The organism is Rickettsiella grylli, assembly GCF_000168295.1.
Classification (GTDB): Bacteria; Pseudomonadota; Gammaproteobacteria; order Diplorickettsiales; family Diplorickettsiaceae; genus Aquirickettsiella; species Aquirickettsiella grylli.
This window is the reverse complement of sequence record NZ_AAQJ02000001.1, coordinates 1522151-1540423: the sequence shown is the minus strand read 5'-3', so window position 1 is coordinate 1540423 and position 18273 is coordinate 1522151. Positions and strand designations below refer to the sequence as shown.

The 18273-nt window shown below is 37.5% G+C and carries 15 protein-coding genes and 2 pseudogenes; 4 read left to right on the top strand and 13 right to left on the bottom strand.

Annotation, left to right across the window (positions count from 1 at the left end; translation table 11 throughout):
* Positions 1 to 73 precede the first annotated feature (73 nt).
* Positions 74 to 1104, top strand: a pseudogene (locus RICGR_RS07165) (IS481 family transposase).
* A gap of 156 nt (positions 1105 to 1260) precedes the next feature.
* Here the strand turns inward: RICGR_RS07165 and RICGR_RS07160 are convergent.
* The 13 genes and pseudogenes from RICGR_RS07160 to RICGR_RS07100 form a co-directional block, all read right to left on the bottom strand.
* A pseudogene (locus tag RICGR_RS07160) lies at positions 1261 to 2473 on the bottom strand (IS256 family transposase).
* Between the two features lie 17 nt (positions 2474 to 2490).
* A complete protein-coding gene (locus RICGR_RS08000) occupies positions 2491 to 2688 on the bottom strand; it encodes a hypothetical protein (RefSeq protein ID WP_006034729.1) in 198 nt (65 codons plus the stop codon).
* Positions 2689 to 2711: 23 nt separating this feature from the next.
* On the bottom strand, positions 2712 to 3005 hold the full coding sequence (locus tag RICGR_RS07150; RefSeq protein ID WP_006035399.1) for a transposase: 294 nt from the start codon (positions 3003 to 3005) through the stop codon (positions 2712 to 2714).
* A 131-nt stretch (positions 3006 to 3136) separates the two neighbouring features.
* Positions 3137 to 3808 (bottom strand): DUF4304 domain-containing protein, encoded by a 672-nt coding sequence (locus RICGR_RS07145; RefSeq protein WP_006034807.1) that lies wholly within the window; start codon positions 3806 to 3808, stop codon positions 3137 to 3139.
* Between the two features lie 410 nt (positions 3809 to 4218).
* The gene (locus RICGR_RS08150; protein WP_081441717.1) at positions 4219 to 4380 is read right to left on the bottom strand and encodes a leucine-rich repeat domain-containing protein; all 162 of its coding nucleotides are present in this window, start codon (positions 4378 to 4380) and stop codon (positions 4219 to 4221) included.
* Positions 4381 to 4779: 399 nt separating this feature from the next.
* Complete coding sequence (gene ispH / locus RICGR_RS07140; RefSeq protein WP_006035965.1) at positions 4780 to 5730, bottom strand: 4-hydroxy-3-methylbut-2-enyl diphosphate reductase; 951 nt, start codon at positions 5728 to 5730, stop codon at positions 4780 to 4782.
* 138 nt (positions 5731 to 5868) lie between these two features.
* Positions 5869 to 7089 carry an IS256 family transposase gene (locus tag RICGR_RS07135; protein ID WP_006034785.1) on the bottom strand — a complete coding sequence of 407 codons (1221 nt, stop codon included), beginning with the start codon at positions 7087 to 7089 and terminating at the stop codon, positions 5869 to 5871.
* Positions 7090 to 7097: 8 nt separating this feature from the next.
* The gene (locus RICGR_RS07130; protein WP_006034925.1) at positions 7098 to 7847 is read right to left on the bottom strand and encodes an ankyrin repeat domain-containing protein; all 750 of its coding nucleotides are present in this window, start codon (positions 7845 to 7847) and stop codon (positions 7098 to 7100) included.
* A 24-nt stretch (positions 7848 to 7871) separates the two neighbouring features.
* On the bottom strand, positions 7872 to 8267 hold the full coding sequence (locus RICGR_RS07125) for a response regulator (protein WP_006035024.1): 396 nt from the start codon (positions 8265 to 8267) through the stop codon (positions 7872 to 7874).
* Positions 8268 to 8454: 187 nt separating this feature from the next.
* Positions 8455 to 10107 (bottom strand): ubiquinone biosynthesis regulatory protein kinase UbiB, encoded by a 1653-nt coding sequence (gene ubiB / locus RICGR_RS07115; protein WP_006035231.1) that lies wholly within the window; start codon positions 10105 to 10107, stop codon positions 8455 to 8457.
* Positions 10107 to 10703, bottom strand: a complete 597-nt coding sequence (locus tag RICGR_RS07110; protein WP_240992250.1) for a ubiquinone biosynthesis accessory factor UbiJ — start codon at positions 10701 to 10703, stop codon at positions 10107 to 10109. Before RICGR_RS07110 ends, ubiB begins: the two co-directional genes overlap by 1 nt.
* Positions 10700 to 11446, bottom strand: coding sequence for a bifunctional demethylmenaquinone methyltransferase/2-methoxy-6-polyprenyl-1,4-benzoquinol methylase UbiE (ubiE, locus tag RICGR_RS07105; protein WP_006034671.1), 747 nt, complete (start codon positions 11444 to 11446; stop codon positions 10700 to 10702). Before ubiE ends, RICGR_RS07110 begins: the two co-directional genes overlap by 4 nt.
* A 124-nt stretch (positions 11447 to 11570) precedes the next feature.
* Positions 11571 to 12149, bottom strand: a complete 579-nt coding sequence (locus RICGR_RS07100) for a hypothetical protein (RefSeq protein WP_006035917.1) — start codon at positions 12147 to 12149, stop codon at positions 11571 to 11573.
* 119 nt (positions 12150 to 12268) lie between these two features.
* Here RICGR_RS07100 and typA point away from each other — a divergent pair, with 119 nt between their 5' ends.
* The 3 genes from typA to acnB all read left to right on the top strand — a co-directional run bounded on the left by typA (position 12269) and on the right by acnB (position 18225).
* The gene (typA, locus tag RICGR_RS07095) at positions 12269 to 14083 is read left to right on the top strand and encodes a translational GTPase TypA (protein ID WP_006034798.1); all 1815 of its coding nucleotides are present in this window, start codon (positions 12269 to 12271) and stop codon (positions 14081 to 14083) included.
* Positions 14084 to 14193: 110 nt separating this feature from the next.
* Positions 14194 to 15573, top strand: a complete 1380-nt coding sequence (locus RICGR_RS07090) for a glycine--tRNA ligase (protein ID WP_006035396.1) — start codon at positions 14194 to 14196, stop codon at positions 15571 to 15573.
* Between the two features lie 99 nt (positions 15574 to 15672).
* On the top strand, positions 15673 to 18225 hold the full coding sequence (acnB, locus tag RICGR_RS07085) for a bifunctional aconitate hydratase 2/2-methylisocitrate dehydratase (RefSeq protein WP_006035198.1): 2553 nt from the start codon (positions 15673 to 15675) through the stop codon (positions 18223 to 18225).
* Positions 18226 to 18273: the final 48 nt, after the last annotated feature.

Sequence of the window (18273 nt, the reverse complement as noted above, 5' to 3'; positions counted from 1 at the left end):
AAAAGCGAGAGTTTCCGGTTTTGATAGAAGTGCAAAAACTTTGACTCAAAACTTAAAAATAGAGGAAACTCTCATGTTACATACTACGGATAAAATTATTAAACATAAAGTGGGACTGCTTAATTTGGCAGAAGAACTAGGTAACGTATCAAAAGCCTGCCAGGTAATGGGACTCTCTCGAGATACCTTTTATCGTTATAAGTCTGCAGTTGAAGAAGGCGGTGTGGAAGCTTTGTTTGAAAAGAGTCGCCGGCAACCTAATTTAAAAAACCGGGTGGACGATAAAACGGAAATTGCTGTTGTGAACTAATTGCTTATCCAGCGCATGGCCAACACAGAGCCAGTAATGAATTACGCAGGGAAGGTATTTTTGTCTCGGGAAGTGGCGTACGAAGTATCTGGGTCCGCCACTCATTGGAAAATTTTAAAGCACGTTTGAAGGCCCTGGAAGCCAAGGTAGCTGAAGAAGGTATCCTTTTAACAGAAGCACAAATTGTTGCGCTTGAACGGAAAAAACATGACGATGAAGTGTCTGGAGAAATTGAGACAGCTCATCCAGGTTATCTAGGTTCACAAGATACTTTTTATGTCGGTACGCTAAAAGGAGTGGGTCGTGTCTATCAACAAACCTTTGTTGATACCTATAGTAAAGTTGCTTTTGCTAAACTTTATACGACGAAAACCCCGATTACAGGGGCTGACTTATTAAACGATGAGGTATTGCCTTTTTTTGAGGCACATCATTTGCCTTTATTAAGAATTCTAACGGATAGAGGTACAGAATATTGCGGTAAAACTGAACATCATGATTACCAGCTTTATTTAGCGCTTAACGATATTGATCACACAAAAACTAAAGTTCGATCACCTCAATCCAATGGCATCTGCGAACGTTTTCATAAGACGATTCTACAGGAGTTTTATCAAGTAACTTTTCGGAAAAAACTTTATTCCAGTCTAGAAATGTTACAAAATGATCTAGACGAGTGGCTTGATTTTTATAATAATAAACGCACTCATCAAGATAAAATGTGTTGTGGGAGAACACCCGTAGAAACACTTGTTGATGGGAAACAAATCTGGAAGGAAAAGTTTATTCACTAAACTTCACCTGACAGTCACTTCTTAAAAGCCGGTCACTGTACGATCAAGTTTGAGCTAATACACATGAATACATGAATTTAACCGAGTTATGTTCTGTATTTCTTGTATATTTCGAAATAAATGAGCCTGTAAACGGATTTGTGTAAACGCGCTGTTTTAGGAGAACCTGCCCTCGAATTCGATAGCGAATCGATTCATAGCCACTCTCCAATCATGCAAAGACATAGTCCACTTTTGGGATGCCTTCTGTATCGCTAAATAGACTACTTTTAATGCGGATCGGTCACTAGGAAAAATTTTACGGTTATTAATCGATTTTCTAATAACACGATTGAGTGATTCAATGGCATTTGTTGTGTAGATAATTTTACGTATTTCATCAGGATAATCGAATAGGGTTATAATATTGCTCCAGTTCTTATGCCAGGAACGACTGATCGCTGGATATTTTTTATCCCATTTCTCACTAAAAGTGAGAAGGGCTTCTTCTGCTTGTTCAATGGAAATAGCACGATAAATAATTTTAAGGTCAGCGGCAACGGCTTTCATGTCTTTATAGGGCACATAGCGTAACGAATTACGAATAAGATGCACAATACATAATTGAATTTTAGTATTGGGAAATACCGCATTAATGGCATCTGGAAAGCCGGTTAATCCGTCAACACACGCAATAAAAACATCCTTCACACCACGATTATTTAACTCGGTTAATACCGATAGCCAAAATTTAGAGCCTTCCGTTTCGGCTATCCACAAGCCAAGTAATTCCTTCTGGCCACGGCAATTAATCGCTAATGCCAAATAAATCGATTTATTGATAACACGTTTATCTTGATGACACTTAATAACGATGCAATCTAAGTAAAGTATCGGATACACCGTTTCTAATGGACGATTCTGCCAAGCGTTAACCTCGTCAATAACCGCTTCAGTGACCTTGGAAATTAAACTGTGCGATACTTCTGCGCCATACATTTCTTTAAAACGTAGCCGCAATATCGCGGGTGGTCATACCTCTGGCATAAAGAGCCAAAATTTGTTCGTCAAATTCAGTGATGCGTGTTTGCCCTTTGCGAATAAGTTGAGGTTCGAATGTACTATTTCGGTCACGTGGCGTACTAATTTCAACTTCACCGAAATTACCCTTTAGGCTCTTAGAAGAATAGCCATTACGACTATTTCCTGTATTCTTTCCTTCAACAGCATGCTTTTGATAACCAAGATGCTCATCTAATTCAGCATCCATCGCACGTTCTACGGTGAGTTTTAGCAAGTGCTTGCTTAGCGCCGCTCGATCTTTTTCAGTTTTGATTGATTTCAACAATTCATCCAGTAATTTTTTATCAATAGTAAATTGTTGTTCCATTGCTTAGTCCTTATTTATCAGCTTCGCTTATGATTAAAGGGATAATTTTTAAGCCGAATTAAATTAAATAATTTCCCAAATCCGTAGGTTGGATACTCAGCAGAATAATTTTTTGATAACGACTCAATCATTTGGTCACCTGATTTTTTCTTAGGTTTATAACGATAAGTTTTACGATCCATCGTGATAACGCGACACGCTTGACTGATGCTCACGCTATAGTTAACTATCAACTCATCTACGATTTCACGCCGCTCAGATCCACGTGGTACTTTTTTTCAAGCACCTCCTTAAGTAACTCATGATCCATACTCAAGGTCGCATACATTTTTTTTAAACGGGTATGTTCATCTTCTAGCTGACGTAGGCGCTTCAATTCTGATAGCTCCATATCCCCGTATTTTGTTTGCCACGTATAAATTGTGCTTTCTCCAATTCCATATTTACGGGCTAATTCAACCGCTGGAACTCCCGCTCCATACTCTTTCAGCACGGTGATAATTTGTGATTCACTAAACTTTTTCTTCTTCATTTGTTAACTCTCCTGGTCAGTAATTTACCAAAAAACTCTATTTAATGGTTGGGGTATTTTACGGGAGGGTTACCATATAAGATAAAATAAAATTTCAATTTTTTAGGTAAATATTTGCTTTCACATTTTCTTTAATTAGAAGCTAATTTTTTATCCATTTCTTTCTTAAGCTGATCATAATGCCTTTTTAACCCCATAAGCTCTGGACGCCATTCTAAGTATTCTGCTAATTTATTCATAACTATCTTTAATTTTTCTTTTTCGTCATTAAATAAAAGCAAAACTGAAAGTTCTTTGAAAAGATGTTTTTTACCCTGTCTTACTAGAGGAAACCATAGCTCTATTAACTGCTGATCCGTGATATGGCTATCTATATATGGAATAGCAAACTCAATAATCAACTCGCTGATTTCTTGAAACATTACATCAACATCTGTTTTGTCGTCATAATGCCACCATTTATCATCCCCATTTAACCATTTTTTGTCTTTTTTTCGATAAACATTTTCTTTAGGAACCAAATCACCAACTCTTGTTTGACAATGGTAATCACCAAATAAAGGATATTCTTTTACTTGCTTTTGCTTAAATTCAGCTAAAAAAAATTCTGCTAATACCCTCGAATAAATAGCCACGTTAATGGTAAATTTAGAAAATTCCTCTCTATTTCTTTGAAAATTGATTATTCCAATATTTTTTTTTGGATTTCTTTTATAAAAACTATTACCTCTCAAAATAAAACCCTGTTGTTTCATTAAGGGTCGCATTAGCTTCAATAAACGATTAAATATTTCTGAATACATTTTTTAATTTCTCCTTCGCTATACACAACAATTTTTACAGTTACTCCATTTAGCAAGGCATCTCAGATACTTACTCAGTATTATTTTATTTCCTACCTAAGCAGTTTTCATTCTTGGATAAGAACCCTGTATCTAAGAAATAGGCACTACGAAGGTATCCATATGAAACTGAGTTCTCGCCTCAACTGAAAGTATTAGTGTTTTAGAATCCAGTAAGAACGCTATTAATGAACTAAACCATTCTGTACAATCATTTTGTAATCAAACATATTTAATACGTTTTTTTAAGTTTCGCTAGTAGATTTCTGTAAGATTTATCATGCCCTCTCTAATAACGACCTTCATTTATTATAGTGATTCTTCTTTTCCTATCATAAGATAAAATTACAACGGTTTATTCAATACAAATTTTATAGAACCAATTTGACCAAGTTACTTAAGGGAGAAATATCAGTAATTAAATTATGAGAAATATCTATTTCGACTAATGAATCTAAACCTTTAAGTGGCGAAAGATCGCTGATAGAGTTAAATGAAAAATTGACATTGGTAATATTTTTACAGTATTCCATACTACCTAAATCGAAAATTTACTGATTGGCTGCATCAAGTCGTCCGATGTAAGTGGTGTATCCAAAGTTTGATGTAAAATTTTATTTAATTGGGGGTCTTTGATTAAGCTATCATCATGTTTCATGGTAATCCTAATTAAATTACATAAAAAACTATGATTTATTTATAACTACTTTTTTTCTTTTAACACCATACAAAATTTACCCTATTTTTTAGTAGGGGATTTTTTTTAGACAATAATGGGCATAAAATTTTTATCTATTATAGCAACCCTTAAATTTATACTTTCAGATTAAAAAGAAGATAACGGGAAGAAGGAAGCGAGTTAAATGCGCAAAAGATTGTACAAACCATTACAAGCGAGCGGTGTAAGGTATTCAGAATTAGGGTTATAGGAATCAGTCAATTGAAATTCTTAACGGTCGTGGAAGCGCAAAAGCAACGTTTTCCTTTCTACCCATTAATTCTTCAACCGGACATTTTTGCCACGTAGGAAATCTTTTTATCTGTTTGACAACTTCTTGCACTAAAAATTCTGGCGCAGAAGCCCCTGCAGTAATACCAATCGATTTTTTCCCAATGAACCAATGGGCTAGAATATCTTTCGCAGAGTCGATTAAATAAGCGGGTTTTCCTAGCCGTTCTGCTAATTCTTTCAATCGATTCGAATTCGAACTATTCACTGAGCCTAAAACGAAAACTATATCACATTGCTGTGTTAATTCTTTAACGGCTTGTTGACGATTTTGAGTCGCATAACAAATATCTTCTTTTTTAGGTGTAGAAATTTTAGGAAAACGCGCTTTCAATGCCTTTACAATCACTTGTGTATCATCCAGTGACAAGGTAGTTTGAGTCACATAACTCAATAAAGAAGGATTTTTAACGTTTAATGAAGCAATATCGTCAAGATTTTCCACTAAATAGATTCCACCGCGAGGATTATCATAATGTCCTAAACTTCCTTCAACCTCAGGATGATCCGCATGACCAATTAAAATGCATTCCTGACCTAAACGATTGTAACGTGCCACTTCCATATGTACTTTAGTCACTAAAGGACATGTCGCATCAAAAATTTTTAAATTGCGTTGTTTAGCTGCTTCTCGAACAGAGAGAGAAACACCATGAGCACTAAAGATAGCGGTTGCACCCATGGGTATTTGTTGGATGTGTTCTACAAAAGTAACGCCTTTTTGTTGTAATTCAGCAACAATCATTCGATTATGGACGACTTCATGACGTACATAAAGAGGCCTTCCAAACAAATGTAATGCCCTTTTGACAATTTCAATAGCGCGATCAACACCGGCACAAAAACCTCTTGGATTCGCTAAAACAATTTTCATATCAAGGTTCTTAAATAAAAAATAAGTTTGGACAGTGTACAAAATAAACTGAGATTTTCGTAACAAAAAAAGAGCTCTTTCTAAACATTAATTTTTGCATAACATGAGAGTGTTCACAAAACTGTGTCATTAATAATTTTATCGTAACTGTAAATTTAATCTGCCATCAAAAAATATCTGTAGTTGAGAGGCAATTAAGGCCCAATTATGCAGGGGCTGGTACCACTTTTCTAGTATTTTTTGACAGGCACAGTAAATTAATTTAAGTAAGGCATTTTCACTAGTAAAAGCGCCTTTATTTTTGGTATATTTACGCACTTGCCGATGAAACCCCTCCACTATATTCGTTGTGTAAACAATACGTCGTAGCTCTTCTGGGTACTTAAAATACTGAGACAAACGCTCCCATTGAGTTTGCCAAGACTTAATCACAGCAGGGTATTTTTTACCCCATTTTTCATCAAGCTCCAATAGGCGATGCTCGGCTAAATCCTTGGAGCTCGCACGATAAACCAATTTTAAATCAGCCATAAAGGATTTTTGATCTTTGCTGGTCACGTACTTTAATGAGTTACGGATTTGATGAATCACACAAAGCTGAATTTCTGTCTGGGGGAAAACCTCAGCAATGGCTTCAGGAAAACCCTTTAATCCGTCAATGCTAGCAATGAGAATATCCTCAACTCCGCGAGCGCACAAATCATTTAAAACGTGTAGCCAGAAACGAGAACCTTCATTTTCAGAAAGATACAGCCCTAAAATTTCTTTACGACCCTGATTGTTAACACCCAAAACCGAATAAAAAGCACGACTACTGACTTTTCCTTCAATACGCACCTTAAAATGCATGGCATCGAGAAATACGATGGGATACACAGATTCTAACGGTCTATTTCGCCATTCCGTTATAACCGGCATTAATTTATCGCTTATCAAGCTAATTTTAGCGGCTGAAACCTCAAGACCATACATATCCGCCAGATGTTCTTGGATCGCCTCATAGCTCATCCCAAGTGCATACAATGACAGTATTTTGTTATCTAAGGACTCGTTTAAAACCGTTTGACGTTTCTTAACCATTTGTGGTTCAAACGTTCCTAAACGGTCTCGGGGTGTTTCTAGCTCAAAACTTTCTGTCCCCGTTTTTAATAACTTACTGGTTTTTCCATTGCGTCGATTTGAGATATCCGTTGCTTTAGATTCTGATAAATGAGCGTCTATTTCCCCCTCTAACGATGCTTCGATAATTTGTTTTATTAACGGCGTTAATATTCCATCTTTTCCTGTTAACGATTCTCCTGATTTTAGCCGTGCTATCGCTTCAGCTTCAAATTCTTTACTGAGTATGGCTTGTTTCATGTCAACTCCTAAAATTGTTGATTTAGTTTAGCGTTGACACAGTTAATTGAATACTCCCCATAACCTCGCCGTTCCAGAATATTCACTGGATTTTTATTCATTATTTTTTTAGAAAGCCTATCCACAACAAAAGAATTAACCGTTTTATAAAAATGGGAATTATTAACATTGGAAGGTCTATTTTTAATAAGCTTAGACCATCGTTCCTCAAGTATTCGTTTAGGTAACGTCGGTAAGGCAATGTTTTTAAATAAATTCAGTTGATTATTTAAAAGATCTCTAAATTCTTTCATTGAGTAACAGTTCTTAGCTGCGCTGATTAAAGCATTCGCTCTTTTTATATGTTTCGCTGGCACACGATAAAATATATTTCTATCCAAATAATTTTTTTTCAAATATGTTATAAAATCATTAATATAGAGATCTAATTTTTGATCTTCATCGATTGCATTGTTTCCTTCAATAATCGATTTTGTAATTTCACGGACCGCTTGATGTTGTTTTAGATTATACGCCAGTTGCAAAGGCGACTGCTTCTCTTTGTTCCAGCTAATAACAGCTTTATTTTGTAATAAGAAAATAATCAGATTAATGTGGTTTCCTCTTACGGCGTAGTGCAACGCTGTATTACCGTCTTCATCTTGTAAATTTATATTTAATTTTTTTTTACCGAGCCAATACTCCAATAATTGGACATCTCCTAGATTCGCTAACACAAATAAACAACCTATTTCCCAATTGGAATTTTCTTTTTGCATTTTTACCTCTTTCATTTATGTTTTTTAATAATATAATCGTTGTCGTTCTATTTTTTTCAATAATATCAAAAGCAATTCTTTAGAGATAGGTTTATAAAAAAAATCATAGATACCTTGCTTGAAAGCCTCACACCGTTCTTCTTTGCTGGCTTCGCCAGAAAACAAAATCAACGGAATATTCAGTTTTTTCAACTGCATTTGTGCCCATAATTGTAAACCATGGAGTCGGGGCATCACGCGATCGCTTAAAACAACAAAAAATCGATCCGGGTGTTGCTGTAAATAATTCCACGCACGTTGCCCATCTTGACAGGCGACATACGCATAGTGAGCCTCCTCTAAATAATGGGTTAATAATTTTAGATTTAATGGGTCATCATCCACAAGTAATATCTGTTTCGGATTTGGTTTTATTATCATTTGACTTCAGATTAAATAATTTTGAAGAAAAAATTTTAATACACTTATTCCATGAAAAATAGAGATCTTTAAAAATACCATTGATATATCGAGGTCCAAATAATAATAAGGCAATCAAAAAAATAAAAAAAAATGATATTAAATTTAATCCCAAAAATTTCATAAACCGTCCTTGTTTAAAATTAAATTAATCTATTTTTTTTATTTTTTTCACCGTTATTAAAAATAATCCGACACACCCTAAGGCGATAATCCATTGATAAATTGGCGTTAAATAAACGTTTTTGTTCATCCAGTTCAACATAACCCAAACCATCCCGGTTATAGCGATCCCTAAACTAATAAACCAAAAAGATTTTTTAGTCGTTTGTTTTTTCTTTTTTTCTGCACAATAAAGACAGTTTGACTTCTTTTTATGACGTAATTCAAGCATTACTTGGTAGATTAAATTGGGAAACTCAGGAAGCTTCTCCAGCCATAAAGGAGCATATTCCCGAATTTTTTTAAAAAAGATCGTGGGCCCCACTTGTCGACGTAACCAGTGTTCTAAAAAAGGCTTTGCGGTACTCCATAAATCTAATTCTGGATACAATTGGCGACCTAAACCTTCAATATTAAATAACGTTTTTTGTAAGAGTATTAATTGAGGTTGCACCTCCATATTAAATTGTCGTGCGGTTTGAAATAATCGTAAAAGTAACTGACCAAACGATATTTCCTTTAAAGGTTTTCCAAAAATAGGTTCACAAACCGTACGAATTGCGGCTTCAAACTCGTTAATTCGAGTGTTTTTGGCAACCCACCCCGATTCAACGTGTAATTGCGCGACGCGACGATAGTCTCTATTAAAAAAAGCAACTAAATTTTCGGCAAGATAACGTTGATCTTCAGAACTTAAACTTCCCATAATACCAAAATCAACACCGAGATATTGAGGATTCTCCTTTTCTTTAGGTGACACGAAAATATTTCCCGGATGCATATCCGCGTGAAAAAAACTATCTCGGAAAACTTGCGTAAAAAAAATTTCAACGCCTCTTTCAGCTAATTTTTTTAAATGAATTCCTTGTTTTTTTAAAGCCGATAGATCAGAAATTGAAATGCCATAAATACGCTCCATGACTAAAACATGATGTGACGTATAAGGCCAATAAACTTCTGGAATATAAAGCAAATCCGAATTTAAAAAATTACGCCGAAGTTGGGAAGCATTCGCTCCTTCACGCAATAAATCTAATTCATTTTTTAAACACGCTTCAAATTCTGCTACAATTTCACGCGGTCTCAGTTGTTTGGCTGGCCGAAAGCAACGTAAAGACAACGACGCTAAAACATATAATAAATCAACATCTCGACTAATTTTTTTATAAATTTTTGGGCGTAAAACTTTAACGACAACGTCTTGGCCCGTAATTAATTTAGCCGCATGAACTTGTGCAATGGATGCAGATGCCAACGGAACAATGTTAAATTCAGAAAATACCTCACAAAGAGGCTTTTTCATATGGGTTTGAACCATTGATTTTGCTTGTTCTCCAGAAAAAGCAGGAACTCGATCCTGCAATTTCGCTAACTCATCCGCAATATCCAGCGGAATAAAATCGCGCCGAGTCGATAACGTTTGACCAAATTTAACAAATATGGGGCCTAAGTCTTCGAGTGCACATCGAATTCTTTTCCCTCGCGGTATTTTTTTATTCACTTTCCAATAGGGATTGAGATAAATAAGAAAACGTAAATGACGAAATACGTGTAGAGAAAAGATGAGTTCATCCAGATTATACCGAAAAAGAACAAAACCTATTTGCATTAAACGAGCTAAACGCGCCATTGACTTCATCATGCACCCTTTTTTTCCAATCTTTGTATTCGAGCCTCTAATCGGGCACAATCATCACGTAACTCATCAATATCAGAAAAAAAAACCTGCAGCTCTTCAGTGGATATCAACCCCTTTATTTCAGTCTGGAGATAATTTGTCAAATTTTCGCTTAGATTTTTCACACTTTCTCTCGCCCAGCGACGTATTGCCTTAAGAAGCTGTATCACCGGATAAGCGGCTGTATCTCCTAAAATTTTGGCTAATTGTTCTTCCCAGTCCATTTCTAGATTTAAAAAAAACGCCCTAAATTGCATTCCAAATGCCATATCACCCGAGACTTGCAGAGGAATATCGATAAGCGCTTTATTCTTTGAAAAAATCAAACGTAAAAAATCAAACGTTGAACCGCGTAATACGAGATCCGCAGGTCCATTATAAATTTTACTTAAGGAAATTGAATCGGATTTAAACTGCCAGTAATAGGTTAAAGGACCCCATTCTATCTTTATGACCTTACCGGATAATTGTCGTAACTGTTCTTTAGACTCAGGGTCTAGATTAAGATAGCAATTAAGGAATGCTTCTTGAATAGACAATAGGTTATTGTTACTCAAAATTTCCACGCTCGATGTAATGCCACTATTCCCCCACTGAGATTATAATATTCACATTCATCAAATCCTGCCGCGAGAATAATACTTTGAAGTGTTTCTTGATCAGGGTGACGACGTATTGATTCGACTAAATAACGGTAACTGGCTTCGTCATTGACAATCCATTTCCCCAACTGAGGCAAAACGTTAAACGAGTAGCGATTGTACAAAACCTCTAAAAAACCTAATAGCGGTTTAGAAAATTCTAAAACAAGTAATCGTCCACCCGGTTTTAAAACGTGATACATGGATCGGAGCGCCCTTTCTTTATGGGTTACATTACGTAATCCGAAAGCGATGCTTAAACAATCAAAACTCGCTTCCGTGAACGGTAAATACTCACCATCCGCTTGAATTGTTATTACTTCTGTTAGACCTGCATTAAGGAGTCGATCACGACCTTTGTTTAACATCGTCGCATTGATATCTAACAAAATAGCCTTGCCTTTTGGACCCACTTGCTGAGCAAATGTCCTTATCAAATCACCTGTACCTCCCGCCACATCGAGTACACACTCTCCTTTGCGAATTTGGGCCAATTGCATTGCAAATTTTTTCCATAACCGATGCAATCCCAATGACATCAAATCATTCATCACGTCATATTTTTCAGCGACAGACTGAAAAACTTCAGCGACTCGATTGTTTTTTTCAGTCACTGGAATCGTCTGATAACCAAAATCGGTCGTTAAAAGTTCATTCATTTGATGATAATGAAAAAAGTTCGTTATTTAATGATTCTATCTTAACGAGCTCATTGATTTTGAGCAAGAAAACGACGTTCAATTCATTCAGAAATTTTAAAGGATGTTCAATACCCCTGTACGGCTAATGTTTTAGACGTGATTCAATAAAAGTTCCAGGGAGAGTAGTATCAGTATATCGACGTAAAACAGTTAATGCATGTTGGCTTTTAACATCCGTCCATAGTTCAAAGGCTTGTAACGGTGTCCATTCATGGATGGGGTCACTCAGCCCACGAATAACATGTAAAATTTCCATCAAACTCACAAAACCGTAACTTAACGCATTATAAAGGGAAGCAGAACGTGCTTTGGATAGATGAGCCACCTGAATATAAGCCGTTTGACCTAATTCAATAAAATATTTAATTTTAACATGTTTTTTTTCAGCCTGTTCCGGAAAAAATCCAGCAAATAATAAGCATTTATCGCCCACCTCGCGCAAACAATCGCGTTGTCTGGCATATTTTTCATTCATCCCTGTTAGAAACTCTTTCGCTAAAATAGAACGGGCGATATCCGGCCTTTGATTATAATGGCCCAATAAAAAAACCAAATAACTTTCAAGTTCATTATTTAATCTGAGATGACTGCTCGATTCCGCTTCTTTTACTAAGGATTGCCATTGAGCTGTCATCGTTGGTTGCAATAAAAACACACCCATGATAAAACCCCTCAGTATTGAATTGTCTTCTTTTAGTGTAGATGACGCTAGCAAAAATGGCTTGTTTTGCGTTATTATGCACTCTTTTTGAACGACCTCATCACTAATCCTAAATTGTTATGATTCAAACCATACGTAATATTGCTATCATCGCCCATGTTGACCACGGAAAAACCACGCTCGTGGATAAGTTATTACAACAATCCGGCACACTGTCCAGCCGAGCAGCAACCGTGGATCGTATTATGGATAGTAACGATTTAGAACGTGAACGCGGTATTACTATCCTTGCAAAAAACACATCGATAACATGGCAAGGTTATCGTATTAACATTGTCGACACCCCGGGCCATGCTGACTTCGGTGGGGAAGTAGAACGTATTTTGTCCATGGTCGACTCCGTCTTACTCCTTGTTGATGCGGTCGACGGACCGATGCCTCAAACCCGATTTGTGACCCAAAAAGCGTTTGCCAAAGGCTTAAAACCTATTGTTGTTGTTAATAAAATTGATAGGCCAAGCGCCAGACCCGATTGGGTCGTTAATCAAGTATTTGATCTATTTGATAGGTTAGGTGCAACGGAAGAACAACTTGATTTCCCCATTATCTATGCGTCCGCTTTGCAGGGTTATGCGACATTGGATCTTAAAAATCCGAGTTCCCATTTGGATCCATTATTTGAAACCATTATTAATAAAGTCAATCCTCCCAGAGTCGATCCAGAGGGAGGTTTTCAAATGCAAATTACGACACTGGATTATTCGAGTTATGTCGGCACCATTGGTATTGGTCGTATTCAAAGAGGATGTGCCCAAGCGAACATGCCGGTTACACTCATCGACCGAGAAGGAAAAACGCGATCGGCACGTATATTACAAATTTTAGGTTATCACGGTCTAGAACGTATTGAAATCGAACACGCACAGGCTGGAGACATTGTCGCTATTACGGGTATTGATACGTTAAATATCTCCGATACTTTATGTGATCCTCATTTTGTAGAAGCGTTACCTGCATTAATTGTCGATGAACCCACGATGAGCATGACCTTTCAAGTCAATAACTCGCCTTTTGCAGGTAAAGACGGGAAATTTGTTACGAGCCGACAAATTAAAGAACGACTGGATAAAGAACTCCTTCATAACGTAGCACTTAAAGTCGAAGATACGGACGATCCCAATCGATTTCGCGTCTCGGGTCGCGGAGAACTGCATTTATCAATACTCATTGAAACCATGCGTCGCGAAGGATATGAGCTCGGTGTCTCTCGTCCTGAGGTGATTTTGAAAGAAATAGACGGTGAGCTGAAAGAACCCTATGAAAATCTCACGGTCGATCTAGAAGAGCAACACCAAGGTCCTATTATGGAAAAATTAGGAAGTCGGCGTGGTGATCTCCTTGATATGATAGCGGATGGAAATGGACGTGTCCGATTAGATTATAAAATACCGACACGTGCTTTATTTGGTTTTCGTACAGAATTTTTAACGGCGACTTCCGGCTTAGGGTTAATGCATCATGTTTTCTGTCATTATGGTCCCCTAAAAAAAGGAACCCTTGCGAGCAGAGTCAATGGTGTCCTTGTCGCAAACCAACTCGGTAAATCAACTGGATTCTCTTTATTTAATTTACAAGAGCGCGGAAAATTATTAATTGGACCGCAAACCGATGTCTATGAAGGAATGATCGTTGGCATTCATTCGCGTGATAATGACTTAGTTGTGAATGTGGTGAAAGGGAAACAACTGACCAACGTCCGCGCATCTGGTTCCGATGAGAATATTATTTTAACGCCCCCCCTCACATTTTCTTTAGAACAAGCACTCGAGTTTATTGCAGATGATGAGTTACTCGAAGTCACCCCTCATTCCTTGCGCCTGCGAAAAAAATTTTTAAAAGAGCATGAGCGTAAACGTTCCAGCCGAGATGCCTAAGCAACATTCTCCTTAGGCTTCATTAAATTTTAAGAGTCCTATCTCGACTTATAAAAGCTGTTGTATACTTCTTATGAAAATTTATTTTAAACCTATTTTGGGACATTAACGTGGCGGCAAAAAACCTAGAAGAAATCGTTTCCTTATGCAAACGCAGAGGATTCATATTCCCTAGTGCCGAAATTTATGGCGGTCTACAAGGTGTCTATGATTATGGCCCCCTCGGTGTGGAACTAAAAAACAATCTGAAAATGGCCTGGTGGAAATCTAATGTTTATGAACGTGATGATATCTATGGTTTAGACTCTGCTGTTTTAACGCATCAAAAAATTTTTTATTATTCTGGCCATGAACGTACTTTCGCTGATTTATTAGTCGATTGTAAACAGTGTAAAAAACGCTGGCGTTTTGATCATCTTAAAAAAGGACAATGTGAAACCTGCGGTTCAACCCAGCTTACAGAACCGAGGACCTTTAATATGATGTTTAAAACGACGATAGGGCCTCTCGAAGACTCCAATGCATTTGCTTATTTACGCCCTGAAACGGCGCAAGGAATATTTACTAATTTTAAAAATATAATGGATTCGATGTCACCAAGATTTCCTTTTGGTATAGCCCAAATAGGTAAAGCATTTCGAAATGAAATTACCCCTCGTAATTTCATTTTTAGAGTCCGAGAATTTGAGCAACTTGAAATTGAATTTTTTGTTAAGCCGGGTGAGGATGAAAAATGGCATCACTATTGGGTTGAATCCCGTTTAACCTGGTGGAAAAATCAAGGGTTAAATCCTCAAAGATTAAAATTATTAAATCAAAACGCTTCTGAATTGGCACATTATGCAAAAGCAACCACGGATATCCTTTATAAATTCCCACATGGATTTGAAGAGTTGGAAGGAATTTCTAATCGTACGGACTATGATTTAGGTTCGCACACACAAGGCCAAAATGGATTAAATATCCATGCTAATATCTCCGTTAATAAGGAAAGTATCGCAAAATTATCTGTGCAGGATCCGCCAGGTTCCCATTTTATACCTTACGTGATTGAACCCTCGGCAGGATTAGACAGAGGCGTGCTCGCACTACTGACCGAGGCTTACGAAGAGGAAACATTGAAAGACGGAAAAAAACGTTTCGTATTAAAAATACAACCTCATCTCGCTCCCGTCAAAATCGCTATTATCCCGTTGAAAAAAAATGATAGTGGCTTAGTCGAAAAAGCAAACGTACTGAAACACGCTATACAGGTTTTAGGTTTAGGCCGCATTGCCTTTGAAGATACTGGAAATATTGGAAAAAGTTACCGTCGCCATGACGAAATAGGCACTCCGTTGTGCATTACGATTGATTTTGACACGATAGGTAAAAGCAAAAATGTTGAAAATCATGACACCGTCACGGTCCGTTATCGGGATAGTATGGAACAAACACGTATTCATTTATCTGAACTTGAAAATTATATAAAAAACTACTTTTCTTATTAATTGTTGATTCTATTTCTGACGTAATAAGTGCAATTACTTACTTATCTTACGGTAAACGCGTATAATAGCGCTATTATTAAACAATAAACGAGGGACATTGTGTCTTCATCTCATTCCAATTTTTTAACGACTTATCGAGCCCATAGCCAGCAACGTGCGCTTCAAGGACTCCCTCCGCTTCCTCTGGATGCAATGCAGGTTACTGCCTGTATTGAACTCATTAAAAATCCTGTTTTTTCACAAGAAGCAGAATTTTTAATCCAATTATTAGCTGAACGAGTCGGACCAGGAGTCGACCCCGCAGCGTATGTAAAAGCCGGATTTCTTGCCGCTTTAGCAAAAGGTGAAATCAATTCACCTTTTATAACGCCTCTTTTCGCGACAAAACTCCTCGGAACCATGTTAGGTGGATACAATGTGCCTGTTCTTATTGAATTACTTGATAATAAATCGGATGAATTAGCACAGACATCAGCCGAGCAATTGGCGCATACTTTATTAATATTTGATGCCTATCATGATGTCATCACAAAATCCAAACAAGGCAATCGTTATGCGCAAGAAGTGGTTGACGCGTGGGCCAATGCAGAATGGTTTCTTTCTAAGCCAGCGCTTCCAAATAAGTTGACGTTATCTATTTTTAAAGTCGGCGGTGAAATCAATACGGACGATCTTTCCCCGGCGACTGAAGCATGGAGTCGTCCTGACATCCCTTTACATAGCTTAGTGATGTTACGTAATCGTATGCCCAATGCATTAGAAATTATCCAGGAATTAAAACAAAAAGGGCATCCTATTGCCTTTGTTGGTGATGTTGTTGGTACCGGTTCATCCCGCAAATCCGCCATTAATTCTCTCTTATGGCATATTGGTTATGCAATTCCTTTTATCCCTAACAAAAATCGTGGGGGAGTTATTCTTGGTAGTAAAATTGCGCCTATATTTCGAACCACTGCTGAAGATTCCGGTGCATTTCCTATCGAAGTTGATGTCAGTCAACTTCAGATGGGTGACATTATCCACCTCTATCCTTACGAAGGACGAATTGAAAATGAACGCTCTAAAGAAGTTGTGCATTTCACACCGAATTTCACACTGATGGATGCCGTACGTGCAGGCGGTCGAATTTCTCTGATTATTGGTCGTTCATTGACGGATAAGGTACGAACGACGCTCTCTTATTCTCTTTCTAACGCATTTAATCGACCTGAAATAATGCGCCCAAATAAACAACGGTTTACGTTGGCTCAGAAAATAGTCGGCAAAGCGTGTGGAATAACCGGTGTGAGTCCCGGAACCTATTGCGAACCCAAAATGACAACGGTCGGTTCACAAGATACGACTGGACCGATGACAAGAGATGAACTTAAAGAATTGGCTTGTCTTGGGTTTTCAGCTGATCTTGTCATGCAAAGCTTCTGTCATACCGCCGCTTATCCAAAACCTGTCGATATCGAAACTCAACATAATTTACCTAATTTTTTTTCTTCTCGCGGTGGGATTGTTTTAAACCCAGGTGATGGGATAATCCATTCTTGGCTTAACCGAATGCTTTTACCGGATACAGTGGGCACAGGAGGAGATTCACACACCCGTTTCCCTATCGGAATCAGCTTCCCAGGTGGCTCCGGTGTGGTTGCTTTTGCAGCAGCCATGGGGGTAATGCCTATAACAATGCCAGAGTCCGTATTAATCCGATTTACTGGTGAAATACAACCGACGATTACCCTCCGTGATCTCGTTAATTCAATCCCCTATATTGCTTTACAGCGAGGCTTACTGACACTGGAGTGTAAAAATAAAAAAAATATCTTTTCAGGTAGAGTATTAGAAATCGAAGGTTTACCTCATCTTAAAGTTGAACAAGCGTTTGAATTGGCAGATGCATCTGCTGAACGTTCCGCAAATGGTTGTACGGTACGTTTAAGCAAAGAGCCGATTATTGAATATTTAAATTCCAATATCGCTCTTCTTAAATGGATGATAAAAAAGGGTTATCAGGATATTCGGAGCTTAACCCGCCGAATTGAGGCAATGGAAGCGTGGCTCAAAAATCCCACTTTATTAGAGCCGGATCCCGACACTGAATATGCTGAAATCATTGAAATCGATCTCAATCAGATCAAAGAGCCTTTATTAGCGTGTCCCAATGATCCAGACAATATCAAACCATTATCTGCCGTCTCACAAACAAAGGTTGACGAGGTATTCATTGGTTCCTGCATGACCAATATCGGACATTACCGCGCAGCAGGCAGTTTACTAAAAACCCTTAATAACCCTTTACGGACCGTATTATGGATAGCACCACCCACTAAAATGGATGCCCATCAATTAATGCAGGAAGGCTACTATGCTATCTATGGACGTGTAGGCGCACGAACGGAAATGCCCGGTTGTTCTTTATGTATGGGAAACCAAGCCAGAGTACATAATGGCGCAACTGTCGTTTCTACCTCCACTCGAAATTTCCCAAATCGTATGGGAAAAGAGGCTAATGTCTATTTAGCTTCAGCGGAATTATCTGCAATAACCGCAATTTTAGGCTATATTCCGAACGTCGATGAATATAAAGAAAAAATGAAATTTATTGATACGATGCACAAAAACATTTACCGCTATTTGAATTTTGATAAACTCGCCGGTTATTAAACATTTCTAATAAACAGTAATTTTTAAAAAGCGTGAGCATTAAGGACC